This window comes from Micropruina sp. (genome assembly GCF_047607385.1).
Taxonomy (GTDB): Bacteria; Actinomycetota; Actinomycetes; order Propionibacteriales; family Propionibacteriaceae; genus Micropruina.
The window spans coordinates 43,818-60,174 of record NZ_JASGDE010000141.1 but is presented as its reverse complement, the minus strand read 5'-3'; the positions used below and the strand labels follow the sequence as shown (position 1 = coordinate 60,174).

Sequence of the window (16,357 nt, the reverse complement as noted above, 5' to 3'; positions counted from 1 at the left end):
TCCTTCCGCTCGCCTAACTATTTGGGGCTCGCTGAATTCAGCGAGCCCCAAATAGTTAGGCGAGCGGAAGGAAGGGCGAGAGTCAGAGGTTCCGGACCACCGCGAATACCAGTGCGACGACGCCGATCAGCAGCCACCAACGACCGGACGTCCAGCGCAGCGCCCGCGGCGGACGGACAGCGGGACCGCCCAGTGCTTCCACCGTCCACAACGCACCGAGCCCGGCCAGGACGGCGAGTGCCGCGAAGACGAACGAATTCGCCGCCCAGGCGCCGGTCAGATCGCCGCGCAGCAGGGCCATGCCGAGATGGGTGCCACCACACAGCGGGCAAAGCGTGCCGGTCAGCTCTCGCCAGGGGCACGGGACGCCGGCGCCGGTGGTCAGGGCGAGCGCGCTCAGCCCCACCCCGACCGCGCCGAACGCAGCCAGCGACCGCACCGCGCGCGATGCGCTGAACGACTGGCCGGTGACTCCGACGGTGGACACGCCGCCCATTATCGCCGGTTCCCGGTCGGGACCCGCTGCACTGCGCCTCGACCCCCGTAGGATCGGGGCACCTGATCTCAACCCAGGAGAGACACGTGAGCAACCAGACGTGGAACAACGATCCCAAGCCCGAAGGTTCCGGCGACGACCAGAACCCCGCTGACACCCCCCAGTACGCCGCACCCGACCAGGGCGGCCAGGCACCCGGCTACCAGCCCCCCGCGTGGGACGCCGGCCAGCCCTCCGCACCCAGCAGCGCCAGCGGCAGCGACGCCCCCGGCGGCTACCAGCCCCCCGCCTGGGACGCCGGCCAGCCCTCCGCACCCAGTGGCACCAGCGGCAGCGACGCCCCCGGCGGCTATGCCGCGCCGGGCTACGGGCAGGGCTACTCCGCCCCCAGCGGCGGCGACCCGAACCCCTACGGCTACAGCGCCCCCGAGTACGGCCAGGCACCCAGCACGCCGGATCAGTCCTTCGGCCAGACGCCGTCCTACGGCGCCCCCGGCCAGGACGCCTACGGCCAGGCCCCGGGCTACGGCCAGGCTCCGGGCGGTTACGACCCGAACACCGGACAGCCCTACGGCGCAACCCCGGGCTACGACCCGAACGCCAATCCCTACGGCACGTCGGCCCCCTACGGCGCCGCTCCCAGCCCGTACGGCGGCGGCTACCAGCCGAACCCCTATGCCCCGTCCGGACCGGTGCTGGCCGCCTGGCCGCAGCGTGCGCTCGGCGGCCTGATCGACTTCGTGGTCCCGGCGATCGTGATCTCGATCATCGTCGGCATGATCCTGCCGAACGGCGGGTACGGCGCCAATGCGCTGTCCACGCTGCTCGCGGTCGGGTGGTGGGTGTACAACACCGGCTACCGGGTCGCCACCACCGGCTACTCCTTCGGCCACAAGATCGCCAAGGTGCGTGTGGTGATGGAAGACACCGGCCAGACCCCGCCGCAGAACACCGCGATCGTGCGAGCCGTCACGCACCTGCTGGACGAGATCCTCTGCCTGATCGGCTTCCTGTTCCCGCTCTGGGACTCCAAGAAGCAGACCTTCGCCGACAAGATCTCCAAGACCGTGGTGATCGACGAGAAGAACATTCAGCGGTAACCGGTTCCGACGCTGCGCACTGGGCCGCCCCCGATTCGGGGGCGGCCCAGTGCGCATTCTGCAGGTTCTATCCAGTCCGACAGGCGCCTTCTATCCGATCCGATCGGACGCCTTCTATCCGGTCCGATCGGACGCCTTCTGTCCGGTCCGATCGGACGCTGGAGCCGACGGCCAAGGGGTTGCCGGGCAGCCGAACCGTGCCGGCACCGTGAAACAGCGACCGATCCTTGGGACGTCCTGGCTCAGTCGCCTCCGCTCACCACCGAATCGGTCGCCGGTTGACGACCGTGGAGGTCGTACGGGGCTCCCCGTCCGGCGAGCGCGCCGCGTCCGCAACCATCCGCCCGAAGCTCACCGGACCGATGCTCGCGGACCCCGATCAGTTGTCGCCGCGCGGGGTCCGGCCGTCCTGGTCGGACGCCGGCGGCTGGCCGATGCCGTCGGAGATCCCGTACTCGCCGTAGGGACGCTCGGCCGGACCGGCTTCGGACGGCGGCTGCCCGGCGTCCGGCTGACCGGGGGCCGCTGGTGCCTGCTGACCGGGGTAGGACGCGCCGGGGTTGCCGCTCTGCTGGCCCGGGTAACCGGAGGCATCGCCGGGCTGTCCGTAGGGCTGAGTCGCGGGCTGGCCCGGGTAGGTCGCTCCCGGAGCGGGGTACTGGACGCCGGGTTGCGCCGGGTACTGGGCGCCCGGCTGGCCGGGGTACTGGGTGCTGGGCTGGCCGGGATACTGCGAACCGGGCCAGGACTGCGGGTTGTTGCGGGGGTCGAAGGCGGCCGCCCTGGCCCCTGGCATGGTGGCCAGCAGTTCGCGGGCCTGCGCGGCGACCTTGTGCTCGCAAAGCACCTCGTACCGGCCGGCGACGGTCTGACTGATCGAGTTGAAGTCACGCTTGCCGCGGGAGGCGCCGTAGCCGATCGCCGCGAACACCACGCCGATCAGGATGCCGATCAGCAGCGCCCCGGGCAGCAGCATCAGCGGATTGCTCTGCGGCTGCAGGAACCACAGGATGAAGGTCACCATCAGACCGGTGGAGACGCCGCTCTGCAGTCCGCTGATCATCACCGTGCCCCAGTTGCGGCGTCCGGTGACCCGCTCGACCGACTTCAGGTCGGTGCCGACGATCGCCAGGTTCTGCACGGCGAATTTGGCGTCGGCCAGGAAGTCGACAGCGGCCTGCGCCTGCGGGTAGCTGTCGTACAAGCCCACCGACTGCGGGTACTCCAGTTCGAACAGCGAACTGAGCCGGGGGTTGGGCTGGGTCATCGGAATCCTTCCATCTGCCGGGCCTTGCCGGATCATCGCGCCGTCGCGGCGCCGTCTCAATTGTGAGCGCTGCGGCCGCGGAAGTCATTCCCGGTCGCACCGAACCTACCCGCCGCCGCTGTGGGCACGGCCTCGCCAGGACCGGGCGGGATCCGGCACAGCAGTTGGTGCCGAGACCCGCCGGGTTCAGCCGACCGGGGTCAGGTTCAGCGTCCGTCCGGCCAGCGAGCGCTTGCGTTCGGCCAGCGTGCGGGCCAGTTCGGTGAGCGCGCGGGCGGCCGGCTTGGCGCTGTCGGCCACCACGACCGGCATGCCGTCGTCGCCGCCGACCCGAACCGCCGGGTCGAGCGGCACCTCGGCCAGCAGCGGGATCTGGTAGCCCAGCCGGGTGGTCAGCGTGTTGGCCACCTCCGCGCCACCCCCGGTGCCGAACACATCGACCCGGTGGCTGCCGCCGCAGTGCGGGCACTCGGCGTCCAAGTAGCTCATGTTCTCGACGACGCCGATCACCTTCTGGTCCATCATCGACGCCATCGTCCCAGCCCGCTCGGCCACCTCGGCGGCGGCCTGCTGCGGCGTGGTGACCACCAGCACCTCGGCGTTGGGCAGCTTCTGTCCCAGCGACAACGCCACGTCGCCGGTGCCGGGCGGCAGGTCGAGCAGCAGGAAGTCCAGATCGCCCCAGAACACGTCCGAGAGCAGCTGGTGCAGCGCCCGGTCGAGGATCGGACCGCGCCAGGCGATCACCTGATCGCGGCTCGCCTTGAGCATGCCCATCGAGATCACCTTGAGACCCAGGGTGGGCACCGGCAGGATCATCCCGTCCAGCGATGTCGGGCTGGCATCGACCACCCCCAGCATCTGCGGAATCGAGTGGCCGTAGATGTCGGCGTCCAGCACGCCCACCGACTTGCCCTGCTCGGCCAGCGCCATCGCCAGGTTCACCGTCACCGACGACTTGCCGACGCCGCCCTTGCCGGAGGCCACCAGGATCACCTGGGTCAGGTTGTTGGCGTCCGCGAACGGGATAGCGCGCTCGGCGATGCCGCCGCGCAGCTGGCGCTTCATCTCGGCGCGCTGTTCGTCGTTCATCGCGCCCAGGGTCAGGTTGATGCCGCACACCCCCGGCACCGCCGTGACCGCGGCGGTCACGTCATGCTCGATGGTGCTCTTCATCGGACAGCCCGGAATGGTCAGCAGCACGGTGAGCGAGACCACGTCGTCGTCATCGACGGTCAACGACTCCACCATGCCCAGCTCGGTGATCGGACGCTTGATCTCGGGGTCCACCACCCCGGCCAGCGCCTCTCGGACGGCGGCGAGCAGTTCGTTGTCGGGCATGCCCTGAACCCTACTCCGGGCCGCCTTCACCGCCGTCGGGTATCGCGCAGGGCGTACTCCGGACACGTCCGGAACGATCGGGGGCGGTTCTCGCTGATCGGGGACGGTTCTCAACGGTCGGGGACGGTTCTCGAGCGTCGAAAACCGACCAGGGGGGACAGATCTACCCGGCTAGAACCGTCCCCAATCGTCGAATTTCAACCGTCCAGAACCGTCCCCAACCGTTGAGAACCGTCCCCGTTGGTTCAACGGGACTGGTGCGAACCATCCCGACCGGATGGACGCCCCCCATCCCGGACGCCGGAGCGCCCGGACTCCCGGCTGGTGCGGGAGCCGTCCTCGGCGTCCTCGCCCTTGTCGAGTTCCTCCAGCAGGTCGCGCAGCTCGCTGCGGATGAAGTCGCGGGTGGCCAGGTCACCGATCCGCATCCGCAGCGCGGCGATCTCGCGGGCCAGGAAGTCGGTGTCGGCGCGGGCCTGGGCGGCCACCTCGCGGTCATGCTCCAGGCTGACCCGCTCGCGGGCCTCCTGGCGGTTCTGCGCCAGCAGGATCAGCGGCGCCGCATAGGACGCCTGCAGCGACAGCAGCAGGGTGAGGAACAACCAGGGGAAGGGGTCGATCTGCCATCGATCGGGCGCCAAGCTGTTCCAGCCCAGCCAGGCCACGATCAGCACGGTCATCCAGATCAGGAAGCTGGCGGTGCCCATGAACCGGGCGAAACCCTCGGCGAACGTGCCGAAGACCTCCGCGTCCACCCGGACCCGGGGCAGCCAACGGCGTTCCCGTCCCGGCGTATTGAGTCGGTCACTGGTGGACATCGGTCACCCCTTTGCGCAGTTCGTCCAGCTGAATCCCGCGCCAGTCGTTGGGCAGGATGTGGTCGAGCACGTCGTCCACGGTCACCGCGCCGAGCAGCCGGCCCTCGGCGTCCACCACCGGCGCGCAGACCAGGTCGTAGGTGGCGAAGTAGCGCGACACCACGGCGATGTCGGAACTCGGGGTGAGCGGCGTGATGCCCTTGTCCACCAGGGACGCCGCCAGCGTCGACGGCGGTTCGCGAAGCAGCCGCTGGATGTGCACACCGCCCAGGAAGCGCCCGGTCGGGGTGTCCAGCGGCGTCCGGCAGACGAAGGCCAGGCAGGCCAGCGCCGGCGTCAACTCCTCGTTGCGCATCATCGCCAGCGCGTCGGCCACGGTGGCGTCCGGGGCCAGGATCACCGGCTCGGGCGTCATCAGGCCGCCCGCGGTGGACGCGTCGTAGCTGAGCAGCGAGCGGACGTCCTCGGCCTCCTCGGGCTCCATCCGCTCCAGGATGTCCTCGGCCACCTCGGGCGCCAGCTCGGCGATCAGGTCGGCGGCGTCGTCGGGATCCATCTCCTCCAGGACGTCGGCGGCCCGCTCGGCCTCCAGCGACTGGATCACCTCGACCTGCTCGTCCTCGGGCAACTCCTCCAGCGCCTCGGCGAGCAGCTCGTCGTCCATCGCCTTGACCACCTCGGCGCGCCGCTGCGGGTCCATGTCGTGCAGCTCGCGGGCGACGTCGGCCGGCTTCATCTCCTGCAGTTCGGCGAGGATCTGATCGGCGCCGCGCCCCGGGATCAGGGTGAAGTCGGGCACCTCGTTCCAGGGCACGATGGTGATGTGCGGCTTGGCGAACGGACGCCGGCGCGCCTGATCGCGCAACGCCACCTCGGACAGCTCCCAGTCCCGCTGCCGGGCCCGGCGGATGGCCAGGTCGTAGATGGTGAACGGCTCGGGGTTGCCGCGCCGGAACACGGTGCGGTCGAACAGGTCGTCGATGGCCAGGTTCTCCTGCTCGCGCGATTCGAACCGGCGGGTGTTGACCACGCCCGAGATGATCACCTGGTTGGGGTCGATGGAATGCACCCGCTCCATCGGGAAGAAGATCCGGCGCATCGCGAACAACTCCACCACCAGGCCCTTGACCCGGGGCGCCCGTTTACCGGGACGGTTCTGCAATACGACGTCGCGCACCTTGCCGACCTGGTCGCCGCTGGCGTCCAGCATCGGGAGTCCCTTGATCCGGGAGACGAAGATCGAGGAGGTGGAGGTCACTGTGGGAGGTTAGCGCGTCCCGCCTCGAATCGACCCCGCAAGGACCCGGATTCGAGCCGCGCAGCGCGCCCCGATCACCGCCGCACACGGCCTAACGCCGCGGGCCGCTCAGGTGGCCTCGGCGTCGAACGGCGGCACCGGGCGCTCGGCGTCCGGGACGTCGTCGTCATCCTGGTCCGGGTCGGTCTCCGGGCCACCCGCGATCGCGTCGTCCAGGCTGCTCCGGGCACCCCTCACCTCGGCGGCGACACTGTCCAGTTCGGCGGTGGCGTCCGGCCCCAGGTGCTTGGCGATGAACGCCTTGGGGTTCAGGTCGGAGAGCTGCAGATCGGCGTATTCCGGCCCGAGCTCCTCCCGCAGCCGGCCCTGGGCGTCGTTGGCGATGCGGCGGACGTAGTGCAGCACCCGCGCCGCCTTGCGGGCCAGTTCGGGCAGTTTCTCGGGGCCGAACAGGATGATGGCCAACACGAGCAGCAGGACGATCTCGCTCGCATTGAAGTCCATGGCTCACAGGGTAGTGGGCGCGGTCGTCCGTCCGTCCACAGCACAGCCTGCGGGTTCGGCGTCCCTGCACCGGACGGTTCGGCCTGGCGACGCCCGGACGGTTTCCGCGGCCGTCCCCTCGGACGGGCGCGACGTAGCTGCGCTTGGGACAGGTGGCTACGTGGACTCCGGACGGGGAGAGGGGGCGCACCCGAGTTGCGGTCGGACGCGGGACGCGAGCTCTCAGAGCCCGGCCGCGTCCAGCACGGCGACGAAGCTTGCGGCCTGCTCCGGCGAGGCGGCCAGCAACGGCGCCCGCAGCACCGCGGGGGCGAAGCCCCGGGCCGCCAGTCCGGCCTTGACCAGCATGCAGCCCTGGGTGGCGAACACTCCGGTGAAGACCGGCAGCAGCGCGGCGTTGTCGGCGATCGCGCCGGCCACGTCCCCGGCCAGGAATTTCTCCATCATCGCCTTGGCCCGGGCCCCGGTGAAGTGCGTCGAGGTGCCGACCACACCGACTCCGCCGACGGCGAGCAACGGCAGGGTCAGGGCGTCGTCACCGGAGTAGTAGTGCAAGCCGGTGGCGGCGATCACCGCGGCCGAGGCGACCAGGTCGCCCTTGGCGTCCTTGACCGCGACGATCCGCGGATGCTCGGCCAGTTCGAGGAAGGTGGCCGTCTGGATCGGCACGCCGGCCCGGTGCGGGATGTCGTACAACATCACCGGCAGGTCGGTGGCGTCGGCGACGGCGCGGAAATGGGCCGCCACGGCGTCCTGCGGGGGCTTGGAGTAATACGGCGTGACCACCAGCAGTCCGTCGGCACCGGCCGCGGCCGCCTGCTCGGCGAGTTCGATGGTGTGCCGGGTGTCGTTGGTCCCGATCCCGGCGACGATCATCGCCCGATCGCCGACCTCGTCCTTGACCGCGGCCAGCAGCGCGGACTTCTCGGCGTCCGTGGTGGTCGGTGACTCGCCGGTGGTGCCGTTGATCACCAAGGCGTCGTTGTGCTGGACGTCGACTAGCCGGGCCGCCAACTTTCGGGCCTGCCCCAGGTCGATCGCACCGTCGGCGTCGAACGGTGTGACCATCGCGGTGAGCAGGCGGCCGAACACAGGCTGGGACATGGCGGCAGTGTAACGGCGCCGGTTGAACCGGTGAGGCTGCCGGGGCCGCGGGAGGCCAGGTTTCGGCGGTCGACCAACCACGGAGCCGGCAGCCACGCCCGGCACCGCTTCGATAGGCTGACCCCGTGAGTCCCGCATCGCGTTCGTCCGCCAAGGCTGCCAACCCGTCCCCGTCCTGGGCGTTCTCGGAGTCGTTCGTCCCCGACGACGACACCATGCGGCTGGCCCGCGCGGCCAGCCGTCAGTTGGCCCTCACCCCGGCAAGCCAGGGCGTCACGTCCGCGCTCACCTTCCTGGCCCGGCTGGTCCGGGCCCGCGCCGTGGTCGAGATCGGCACCGGCGCCGGGGTCTCCGGGCTGGCACTGATCCGGGGCATGGAGCCCGACGGCATCCTGACCAGCATCGACCTGGAGACCGAGCACCAGGTCGCGGCCCGGCAGATCTTCGCCGCCGAGGGCGTCCCGACCCGGCGCGTCCGGCTGATCGCCGGCTCGGCGCTGAACGTGCTGCCGAAGCTCAGCGACGGCGCCTACGACCTGGTCGTGGTGGACGGCGACCCGCTGGAGTTCGTCGAATACGTCGACCAGTCCCAGCGGCTGCTGCGCAGCGGCGGCGTGCTGGTGCTGCATCACGCGCTGTGGAAGGGCCAAGTGGCCGATCAGGCCAACGAGGACGACGAGACGATGATCATCCGCGAGGCGCTCCAAGCCGTCCAGGAGATGGACGATTTCACCGCCACCCTGCTCCCGATCGGCGACGGCCTGCTGGTCGCGGTCAAGAGCTGAACCACCGCGTCCCCGGCACCGATCGGGCGCGCACCGCAAACCCCTGCCTAACTGTCTACGCCCTCCCACATACGGGAGGGCGTAGATAGTTAGGCAGGGCCTTGTCGGACGGCGACCCGATCCCGGACGCGGGACCCCGGTCCCTGACACCCGGCCCCGGACACCTGACCCGGATCCCGGACGCCGAACGGCCGGCCCGGGGAACCGGGCCGGCCGTCACGGGTAGCTGGGACGTGGTTACGGGCTGGGGATCGGGAAGTTCTTGGACACCACGGTGAGGCCCTCCTCGACGTGGAAGCCGCGCGCCTTGTCGTGCTCGGGATCGACACCGATCTCGACACCGTCGGGCACGTGCACGTTCTTGTCCAGAATCGCCCGCCGGACGACCGCGTTGCGGCCGATCTTGCAGCCCGGGAAGACGATCGACTCCTCGACCTTGGCCCACTTGTCGACGATCACGTTCGGCGACAGCACGGAGCGGTCGACGTCGCCGCCGGAGATGATGCAGCCGGCGCTGACGATCGAGTCCTCGGCGTTGCCGCGCAGGGTGAACTTGGCCCCCGGCGCCTGCACCTGGTTGGTGAACATCGGCCACTGCCGGTTGTACAGGTTGAAGTCCGGATCGACCGAGATCAGGTCCATGTGGGCGTTGTGGTACGCCTGGATGGTGCCCACGTCGCGCCAGTAGTTGAGGTCGCGCTCGGTGGCACCCGGCACCTGGTTGAGGGTGAAGTCGTACACCCCGGCATCGCCGGCGTTGACGAAGTCGGGGACGATGTTGCCGCCCATGTCGTGCTTGGTGTCGCGGGCCGCGTCATCGTTGAGCGCCTCCACGAAGGCCTTCCGGGTGAAGATGTAGTTGCCCATCGAGGCGAAGGACTCCTCCGGGCTGTCCGGCAGGCCGGGCGGGTCGGCCGGCTTCTCCAGGAAGGTCTTGATCTTCGCGTTCGCGTCGGCGTCGATCACGCCGAAGGCGCTGGCCTCCGACCGCGGCACCCGAATGCCGGCGACGGTGCAGCCGAAGCCCGATTCGATGTGCTGATCGAGCATCTGCGAGACATCCATCCGGTAGATGTTGTCCGCCCCGAACACCACGACGTAGTCGGGATCCTCGTCGTTGATCAGGTTCATGGACTGGTAGATGGCATCGGCGCTGCCTTGGAACCACTGCTTGCCGGTGCGCTGCTGAGCCGGCACGGACGTGACGTAGGCGCCCAGCAGGGTGGACATCCGCCAGGTCACCGAGATGTGCCGGTCGAGGGAGTGGGACTTGTACTGGGTCAGCACACAGATCTTCCGTAGATCGGAGTTGACCAGATTGGACAGGACGAAGTCGATCAGGCGGTAGGTGCCGCCGAAGGGGACAGCCGGCTTGGCACGGTCTGCTGTGAGGGGCATCAGCCGCTTGCCTTCACCGCCCGCCAGGACGATGGCCAGGACGCTCGGTTTGCTCATGACTCGAACATAGAGGCCACCGCTGCTTCGGGACAGTGCTCCGGACGAAATTCTCCGACCGTGTCGCCGGGCAGGCCCCGCAACCGGGCGGCGATCAGGCGTTCCGGGGCCGCGCCCGGGCGTCCCGCCGTCTCAGCCAGGGGGCTCCGGCGTCCCGCGAGTGACGCCGAGCCCTCCCCCGGCGCCGGTGCGGTGTGCAACGATCCGGTCATGTCACTGCGTGTATCCATCCTCACTCGTGAGTATCCACCGCACATCTACGGCGGCGCCGGCGTCCACGTCGGTCAGCTGGTCCCGCAGTTGCGCAAATTCACCCAGTCGGTCGACGTCCAGTGCATGGGCGAGCCGCGCGACGGCGCGACGGCACACGCCGAGGACTTCCCGCCCGGCGCCAACGCGGCGCTGCGCATCCTCGGCACCGACATCTCCATGGCCGCCGCCATCCCCGAGGTGGACGTCATCCACTCGCACACCTGGTACGCCCAGTTCGCCGGCATCGTCGCCGGTGAGTTCCAGGACGTCGCGACCGTCGTCACCGCCCACTCCCTGGAGCCCGACCGGCCCTGGAAGGTCGAGCAGCTCGGCGGCGGCTACCGGGTCAGCTCGTGGATCGAGAAGACCGCCTACGCCGAAGCGGACGCCGTGATCGCGGTCTCCGCGGCGATGATCAAGAACATCAAGGACGCCTACCCGTTCGTCGACGACGACAAGATCCACGTGGTCAAGAACGGCATCGACCCCGAGGAGTTCAAGCCGGACCAGAACACCGACGTGATCGACTCCCTCGGCGTCGACCGGGACAAGCCGATCGTCACCTTCGTGGGCCGGATCACCCGGCAGAAGGGCCTGATCCACCTGGTCCGGGCCGCGCAGCAGTTCGATCCCGACACCCAGGTGCTGTTGCTCGCCGGCGCCCCGGACACCCCGGAGATCGCCGCCGAGTTCGACACCGCGTTCGCCGATCTGAACAAGACCCGCAGCGGTGTCACCTGGGTGCAGGAGATGCTGCCGCGGGCCGCCGTGCGTCAGGTGCTCACCCATTCCACGCTGTTCGCCTGCCCGTCCATCTACGAGCCGCTGGGCATCGTGAACCTGGAGGCGATGGCCTGCGAGATCCCGGTGGTGGCTTCCGCCGTCGGCGGCATCCCGGAGGTCGTGGTGGAGGGCGAGACCGGCCTGCTGGTCGACTACGACCCGGCCCAGGCCGGCGACCCCGCGTTCATCAAGGGCTTCGAGGAGAAATTCGCCGAGAGCGTCAACACTCTCACCCGCGATCGCGGCCGGGCTCGCCAGATGGGTCTGGCCGGACGCCAGCGCTGCATCGACGAGTTCAGTTGGGAGAAGATCGCCCAGGAGACCGTCGACGTCTACAACAAGGCGATCGCCGCGCACAACAGCTGATCGCGCCGCCGAACCGGCCCACGCAGAAGGCCCCCGGGATTCTCCCCGGGGGCCTTCGCGATATTCGGGTCGCCTGGATCAGGCGGGATTCACGACGCCGGTCAGCGCTTCCAGAAGTTCCGCCGCCTCGGCCGCGTTCATCTCGATGACCAGGCGTCCGCCGCCCTCGGCTGGGATCCGCATGGCGATCACGCGCCCTTCCTTGGCCACCTCGATAGGCCCGTCGCCGGTCCGCGGCTTCATTGCTGCCATTGCTCACCCTCGTTCTGGTTGTGGACTTACCCGGTCCATTATTCCAGAACGCTGTGTCCGATGCCCGGAAGGCCGGGAGGCCGCCGGCGTCTCAGCCAGGACGCGTCCCCTCGCCGGCTTCGGACGCCTCCGCGGATTCGGCGCCGCGGCCCGGCAGTCCCGGTCCGGACGCCCAGCCGGCCTCGGTCGGTTCGGCCTCGGCGGGGGCCCGCACCGCGACCTCGACGGCCGGCTCGTCCGGGGCCGGCTGGGCGAAGCCCTGCCACTCCGGCGAGACCGCCGGGCCGCCGTCCAGCTGCCGGGCCAGCCGGTCGAGCAACTCGTCCACCTGGTCCATCGAGTAGCCGCGCGGCACCACGGCGAACCGCAGCCCGCGCAGATCGTCACCGGTCAGCACCCCGGTCGGCACGTGCGGCCGCGGAGTGTCGGTGACCGTCCCGGGCAACTCGCCCAGCCGTCCGGACGCGGCCACCGCCGCCAGGCCCAACACCGCGACGGCAACCATCCACAGCACCCACTGCATACCGCGATCCTATGCAGTCCGGCCGGCCAGTGCTCCGGCGGACCAGCCTTGTCAGGTTCCGTTGCCGGTCGGGCCCGGCATGGTCACCCAGCGAATCGCCTCGCCGACGTCGTCGGTGACGTTCAGCAGATCGAGGTCGATCTCGGAGATGTAGCCGTCGGTGAGCACCGCGCCGCGGATCCAGTCCAGCAGCGGCTGCCAGAACGCCGTCCCGAACAGCACGATCGGGAACGAGGTGACCTTGCGGGTCTGGATCAGGGTGAGTGCTTCGAAGAGTTCGTCGAAGGTGCCGAACCCGCCCGGCATCACGATGAACCCCTTGGAGTATTTGAGGAACATCACCTTGCGGGCGAAGAAGTAGCGGAAGTTGATGCCGAGCGTGACGTGCTTGTTCAACGACTGCTCGAAGGGCAATTCGATGCCGAGTCCGACCGAGGTTCCGCCGGCCTGGGCGGCACCCTTGTTGACCGCCTCCATGATGCCCGGCCCACCACCGGTGATGGCGCCGAAGCCGGCCTCGGCCAGGCCCCGTCCGATCTCGACGCCGGCCTGCCACATCGGGCTGTTCTTGGGCGTCCGGGCCGAGCCGAAGACGCCGATCGCGGGTCCCAGCTCGGCCAGCGTGCTGAAGCCGTCGACGAACTCGGCCTGGATCCGCAGAATCCGCCACTGGTCGCTGTGCACCCAGCCGGCGTCGCCCTTGCCGGCCAATAGCCGCTGATCGGTGGTGGTCGGTTGAACCTGTCCCTCGCGCCGGATCACCGGGCCCTGGGTGCGCATGCGCTTGCTCACCTCGCCAGGGTAGAGGCTCGGTCTCGGCCGGGAACAGACCGCGATCAGGGAACCCAGGTGTCCATGGTGTCGGTGTTCAGCGCGCGTCCGAGCGTGGTCACCTTGGCCTGGTCGGGCAGCACGTACCGCTCGCCGGTCGGCAGCGCACCGCGTTCCCCGGTGGGCAGTTTGACCGCTTCCAGGCTGCGTTGGTCGGAGCGCAGCCGCAGGTCGACGAACAGCTCGATCATGGCGCGGGCGTCCAGCCCGTCGTCCACCACGATGTCGCCGGCCAACTGGTCGAGCACCGCTTTCACGGTGCCCGGGTTGAGCAGCGCGTTGCTGGTCAGCAGCCGCTCGACGATGCCCTGCAGCACCAGTCGCTGGCTTTCGGCACGGTCGAGTTCGCCGGGCGTGCCGGCGTCCTGGCGGACGAAGGCCAGCGCCTCCTCGCCGGACAGCGTGATCCGGCCCCGCGGGAACGCGAAGCCTTCGCTGGTGGCGTCCACCGGGTTGTCCACCGGGACCCCGCCGAGCAGGTCGATCAGCCGGGACATGCCGGGCAGCCAGGTGATCGCCACGTGGTCGATCCGGACGCCGAGCAGGGTCTCCACGGAATCCACCGTGGCCGCCGAGCCGCGCTGGACGTAGCTGGGGCCCAGCCGCACCGGGCTGCCGTCGCTGCCGGTCACCAGCAGTTCCCGGGGCAGCGACACCACGTGCACCCGCTGCCGCGAGCCGTCCACGTGGATCACCAACAGCACGTTGGCGCGTCCGCGCTGGTACTGCGAGTCGGTGCCGATCAGCAGCAGGTTGAGCGAGCCGGGCGTGCCGGGTGCGCTGACCGCGTCCCGGGCCGGCAGCAGGGCCGCTTCCCGGCGGATCCCGGACATCGACAGCCACAACGAGCCCACCGCGGTGACCGCCACGATGGCGACGGCGAGCAGGCCGGCCAGAACTCCCAGGCCGACACGTCGAAACCGCCGGAGCACCGGCCTACGCGGGCGCGTCCGGGAATAGGTAAGAAAGTCGTTGATGGTCCGATCCCCCCGGTCGGCTCATTCTTCGGTGCCGTGCATCCCTCACAGAGGCTCGATCCCCTCCCGAAGGATCGCCGGCGAAATGCCAGCGTACACGGACCGGCCGATCAGGGCCTCCGCCACGGGTCGCCCGCACGGGTGACGCCTGAGAGTCTCGGTGGCTTTTCTCAGCCCAGCCAGCGCAGCATCGCGTCACGGCAGGTGAACAGGTCGGCGACCGGGCAGAACTCGTCGTCGGCGTGGGCCTTCTCCGGGTTGCCGGGCCCGAAGTTGACCGCCGGGACGCCGAGCGCGGAGAACCGGGCCACGTCCGTCCAGCCGAATTTGGCGGACGGCTCCCCGCCGACCGCGGCCAGGAAGGCGGCCGCCGGCGGGCGGTCCAGGCCCGGGCGGGCGCCGGCGGCGGCGTCGGTGAAGGTGAGTTCGTAGCCGTCCAGCACCGTCCGGCAGTACTGCTTCGCCTCCTCGACGCTGCGGTGCGGGGCGAAGCGGTAGTTGATCGCGATGGTGCACCGGTCGGGGATCACGTTGCCGGCGATGCCGCCCTCGATGGCGACCGCGTTGAGGCCCTCGTGGTAGCGCAGCCCGTCCACCTCGGGCTGCTCGGGCTGGTGGTTGCGCAGCCGGTCCAGCACGTCGGCGGCGTCGTGGATGGCGTTGTGCCCCATCCAGGCCCGGGCGGAATGCGCCGCGCGTCCGGTGGTGGTGACGGTGAACCGCAGGGTGCCCTGGCAGCCGCCCTCGATCCGGGCGTTGGACGGCTCCATCAGCACCGCGAAGTCACCGGCCAGCAGTTCGGGACGGGTGGCGGCGATCCGGGTCAGCGAGTTGGCGGCGGACTCGACCTCCTCGTGGTCGTAGAAGATCCAGGTCAGATCGCTGGACGGCTCGCGCAGCGCGACCGCGCAGGCCAGCATCACCGCGACACCGCCCTTCATGTCGCAGGTGCCGCGGCCGTAGATCAGCTCCCCCTCCACCCGGGACGGCAGATTGCCGGCCACCGGGACGGTGTCCAGGTGGCCCGCGACCACCACCCGCTCGGCCCGGCCCAGCTGGGTGCGCGCGATCACCGTGTCGCCGTCGCGCAGCACCTCCAGGTGCGCACTGTCCCGCAGCGCCCGCTCGATCTGGTCGGCGAGTTCGCGTTCGTTGCCGCTCACCGACTCGATGTCGACGACGGCACGGAACAAGGCGACCAGGTCGCCGCGGGGATCCAGGGTCATGACAGCAACCTATCCATCCGTCCGGAAGAAGTGTCGGACCCGCCCGCTAGGCTGGCCGCCATGACCGACACCCGCTCCGCCTGGGGTTGGGGGCTGGCCACCGTCCATGCCTCCGGCCAGGTTCTCGACACCTGGTTCCCCGACCCGCAGCTCGGCCCCGCGTCCGGTGACGCCGTCCCGGAACAGCTGGCTTCCGCACAGGCCGGCGACGCCGACCGCGGCGTCCGCACCGAGACGATGCTGGTCGAGATCGACCTCGACGCCCCGCCCGCCTCCACTCCGGACGCCTATCTGCGGCTGCACCTGTTGAGCGCTCGGCTGGTCCGGCCGCGCGAGCTCAACCTGGACGGCATCTTCGGGGTGCTGCCGAACGTGGTGTGGACGTCCGCCGGCCCCTGCGCGGTGGAGGGCTTCGAGCAGGTCCGGATGGCGCTGCGGGCCGGACGCGGTCAGCTCACCGTCTTCGGGGTCGACAAATTCCCCCGGATGGTCGACTACGTGGTGCCGTCCGGGGTGCGGATCGCGGACGCCGACCGGGTCCGGCTGGGTGCCCATCTGGCGTCCGGGACGACGGTCATGCACGAGGGCTTCGTCAACTTCAACGCCGGCACGCTGGGCGCCTCGATGGTGGAGGGCCGGATCTCGGCCGGCGTGATCGTCGGCGACGGCAGCGACATCGGCGGCGGGGCGTCCATCATGGGCACCTTGTCGGGCGGCGGCAAGGAGATGGTGACCATCGGCGAGCGCTGCCTGCTGGGCGCCGAGTCCGGGCTGGGCATCTCGCTCGGTGACGACTGCACCGTCGAGGCGGGGCTGTACGTCACGGCCGGCACCAAGGTCACCCTGCCGGACGGCGCGGTGGTGAAGGCGCGTGAGCTGTCCGGGCGCTCCGGACTGCTGTTCCTGCGGAACTCGCTGACCGGCGCGGTCCAGGTCCGGCCGAAGGCCGGCGGGTCCTTCGAGTTGAACGCCGCGTTGCACGCGAACTGATGCGTCCGCACTGGCCCCGTCTCATCGTC

16 protein-coding genes and 1 pseudogene are annotated in these 16,357 nt (G+C 70.0%); 4 read left to right on the top strand and 13 right to left on the bottom strand.

Going from position 1 to position 16,357, the window contains the following annotated elements; translation table 11 throughout:
• Positions 1-82: 82 nt before the first annotated feature.
• Entirely contained in the window at positions 83-487 is a 405-nt protein-coding gene (locus tag QM582_RS12790) for a DUF2752 domain-containing protein (RefSeq protein ID WP_415084952.1), read from the bottom strand.
• A gap of 95 nt (positions 488-582) precedes the next feature.
• Here QM582_RS12790 and QM582_RS12785 point away from each other — a divergent pair, with 95 nt between their 5' ends.
• The gene (locus QM582_RS12785; RefSeq protein ID WP_415084950.1) at positions 583-1,596 is read left to right on the top strand and encodes an RDD family protein; all 1,014 of its coding nucleotides are present in this window, start codon (positions 583-585) and stop codon (positions 1,594-1,596) included.
• A gap of 766 nt (positions 1,597-2,362) precedes the next feature.
• On the opposite strand, the pseudogene QM582_RS12780 reads toward QM582_RS12785, so the two are convergent.
• From QM582_RS12780 to dapA, 6 genes and pseudogenes are all read right to left on the bottom strand, one after another.
• Positions 2,363-2,863: pseudogene (locus tag QM582_RS12780) on the bottom strand (general stress protein); the annotation flags it as partial.
• 186 nt (positions 2,864-3,049) lie between these two features.
• Positions 3,050-4,204, bottom strand: coding sequence for an Mrp/NBP35 family ATP-binding protein (locus tag QM582_RS12775; protein ID WP_415084949.1), 1,155 nt, complete (start codon positions 4,202-4,204; stop codon positions 3,050-3,052).
• Between the two features lie 245 nt (positions 4,205-4,449).
• On the bottom strand, positions 4,450-5,022 hold the full coding sequence (locus QM582_RS12770; protein WP_415084947.1) for a DUF1003 domain-containing protein: 573 nt from the start codon (positions 5,020-5,022) through the stop codon (positions 4,450-4,452).
• Entirely contained in the window at positions 5,009-6,232 is a 1,224-nt protein-coding gene (locus QM582_RS12765; RefSeq protein ID WP_415084957.1) for a magnesium transporter MgtE N-terminal domain-containing protein, read from the bottom strand. The genes QM582_RS12770 and QM582_RS12765 overlap by 14 nt, the downstream gene beginning before the upstream one ends.
• 156 nt (positions 6,233-6,388) lie before the next feature.
• Positions 6,389-6,784: a sec-independent translocase gene (locus tag QM582_RS12760; protein ID WP_415084946.1), complete on the bottom strand. Its 396-nt coding sequence runs from the start codon at positions 6,782-6,784 to the stop codon at positions 6,389-6,391.
• A 222-nt stretch (positions 6,785-7,006) separates the two neighbouring features.
• On the bottom strand, positions 7,007-7,888 hold the full coding sequence (dapA, locus tag QM582_RS12755; RefSeq protein ID WP_415084945.1) for a 4-hydroxy-tetrahydrodipicolinate synthase: 882 nt from the start codon (positions 7,886-7,888) through the stop codon (positions 7,007-7,009).
• A gap of 125 nt (positions 7,889-8,013) precedes the next feature.
• On the opposite strand from dapA, the gene QM582_RS12750 reads away from it, so the two are divergent.
• On the top strand, positions 8,014-8,673 hold the full coding sequence (locus tag QM582_RS12750) for an O-methyltransferase (RefSeq protein WP_415084943.1): 660 nt from the start codon (positions 8,014-8,016) through the stop codon (positions 8,671-8,673).
• A gap of 237 nt (positions 8,674-8,910) precedes the next feature.
• On the opposite strand, the gene glgC is transcribed toward QM582_RS12750, so the two are convergent.
• Entirely contained in the window at positions 8,911-10,128 is a 1,218-nt protein-coding gene (glgC, locus tag QM582_RS12745) for a glucose-1-phosphate adenylyltransferase (protein WP_415084942.1), read from the bottom strand.
• A gap of 216 nt (positions 10,129-10,344) precedes the next feature.
• Between glgC and glgA the strand changes: the two genes are divergently transcribed.
• Positions 10,345-11,529 (top strand): glycogen synthase, encoded by a 1,185-nt coding sequence (gene glgA / locus QM582_RS12740; protein WP_415084955.1) that lies wholly within the window; start codon positions 10,345-10,347, stop codon positions 11,527-11,529.
• 78 nt (positions 11,530-11,607) lie between these two features.
• Here glgA and QM582_RS12735 read toward each other — a convergent pair whose 3' ends face one another.
• The 5 genes from QM582_RS12735 to dapE all read right to left on the bottom strand — a co-directional run bounded on the left by QM582_RS12735 (position 11,608) and on the right by dapE (position 15,338).
• Positions 11,608-11,781 carry a DUF3117 domain-containing protein gene (locus QM582_RS12735; protein WP_298131522.1) on the bottom strand — a complete coding sequence of 58 codons (174 nt, stop codon included), beginning with the start codon at positions 11,779-11,781 and terminating at the stop codon, positions 11,608-11,610.
• A 91-nt stretch (positions 11,782-11,872) separates the two neighbouring features.
• Positions 11,873-12,304 (bottom strand): DivIVA domain-containing protein, encoded by a 432-nt coding sequence (locus QM582_RS12730; RefSeq protein WP_415084939.1) that lies wholly within the window; start codon positions 12,302-12,304, stop codon positions 11,873-11,875.
• A 51-nt stretch (positions 12,305-12,355) separates the two neighbouring features.
• The gene (locus QM582_RS12725; RefSeq protein ID WP_415084954.1) at positions 12,356-13,084 is read right to left on the bottom strand and encodes a TIGR00730 family Rossman fold protein; all 729 of its coding nucleotides are present in this window, start codon (positions 13,082-13,084) and stop codon (positions 12,356-12,358) included.
• A gap of 56 nt (positions 13,085-13,140) precedes the next feature.
• Positions 13,141-14,067, bottom strand: a complete 927-nt coding sequence (locus QM582_RS12720; protein WP_415084938.1) for an LCP family protein — start codon at positions 14,065-14,067, stop codon at positions 13,141-13,143.
• A gap of 215 nt (positions 14,068-14,282) precedes the next feature.
• Positions 14,283-15,338 (bottom strand): succinyl-diaminopimelate desuccinylase, encoded by a 1,056-nt coding sequence (gene dapE, locus QM582_RS12715; protein ID WP_415084936.1) that lies wholly within the window; start codon positions 15,336-15,338, stop codon positions 14,283-14,285.
• Positions 15,339-15,398: 60 nt separating this feature from the next.
• Here dapE and dapD point away from each other — a divergent pair, with 60 nt between their 5' ends.
• A complete protein-coding gene (gene dapD / locus QM582_RS12710) occupies positions 15,399-16,328 on the top strand; it encodes a 2,3,4,5-tetrahydropyridine-2,6-dicarboxylate N-succinyltransferase (protein ID WP_415084934.1) in 930 nt (309 codons plus the stop codon).
• The last annotated feature ends 29 nt before the right edge of the window (positions 16,329-16,357 follow it).

What these genes read in the sequence shown, in the direction of transcription:
- dapD (WP_415084934.1), top strand. Translation starts at nt 15,399, where the DNA reads ATGACCGACACCCGCTCCGCCTGGGGTTGGGGGCTGGCCACCGTCCAT.
- QM582_RS12735 (WP_298131522.1), bottom strand. Translation starts at nt 11,781, where the DNA reads ATGGCAGCAATGAAGCCGCGGACCGGCGACGGGCCTATCGAGGTGGCC.
- QM582_RS12725 (WP_415084954.1), bottom strand. Translation starts at nt 13,084, where the DNA reads ATGCGCACCCAGGGCCCGGTGATCCGGCGCGAGGGACAGGTTCAACCG.
- dapA (WP_415084945.1), bottom strand. Translation starts at nt 7,888, where the DNA reads ATGTCCCAGCCTGTGTTCGGCCGCCTGCTCACCGCGATGGTCACACCG.
- dapE (WP_415084936.1), bottom strand. Translation starts at nt 15,338, where the DNA reads ATGACCCTGGATCCCCGCGGCGACCTGGTCGCCTTGTTCCGTGCCGTC.
- QM582_RS12730 (WP_415084939.1), bottom strand. Translation starts at nt 12,304, where the DNA reads ATGCAGTGGGTGCTGTGGATGGTTGCCGTCGCGGTGTTGGGCCTGGCG.
- QM582_RS12765 (WP_415084957.1), bottom strand. Translation starts at nt 6,232, where the DNA reads ATGCTGGACGCCAGCGGCGACCAGGTCGGCAAGGTGCGCGACGTCGTA.
- QM582_RS12775 (WP_415084949.1), bottom strand. Translation starts at nt 4,204, where the DNA reads ATGCCCGACAACGAACTGCTCGCCGCCGTCCGAGAGGCGCTGGCCGGG.
- QM582_RS12770 (WP_415084947.1), bottom strand. Translation starts at nt 5,022, where the DNA reads ATGTCCACCAGTGACCGACTCAATACGCCGGGACGGGAACGCCGTTGG.
- glgC (WP_415084942.1), bottom strand. Translation starts at nt 10,128, where the DNA reads ATGAGCAAACCGAGCGTCCTGGCCATCGTCCTGGCGGGCGGTGAAGGC.
- QM582_RS12760 (WP_415084946.1), bottom strand. Translation starts at nt 6,784, where the DNA reads ATGGACTTCAATGCGAGCGAGATCGTCCTGCTGCTCGTGTTGGCCATC.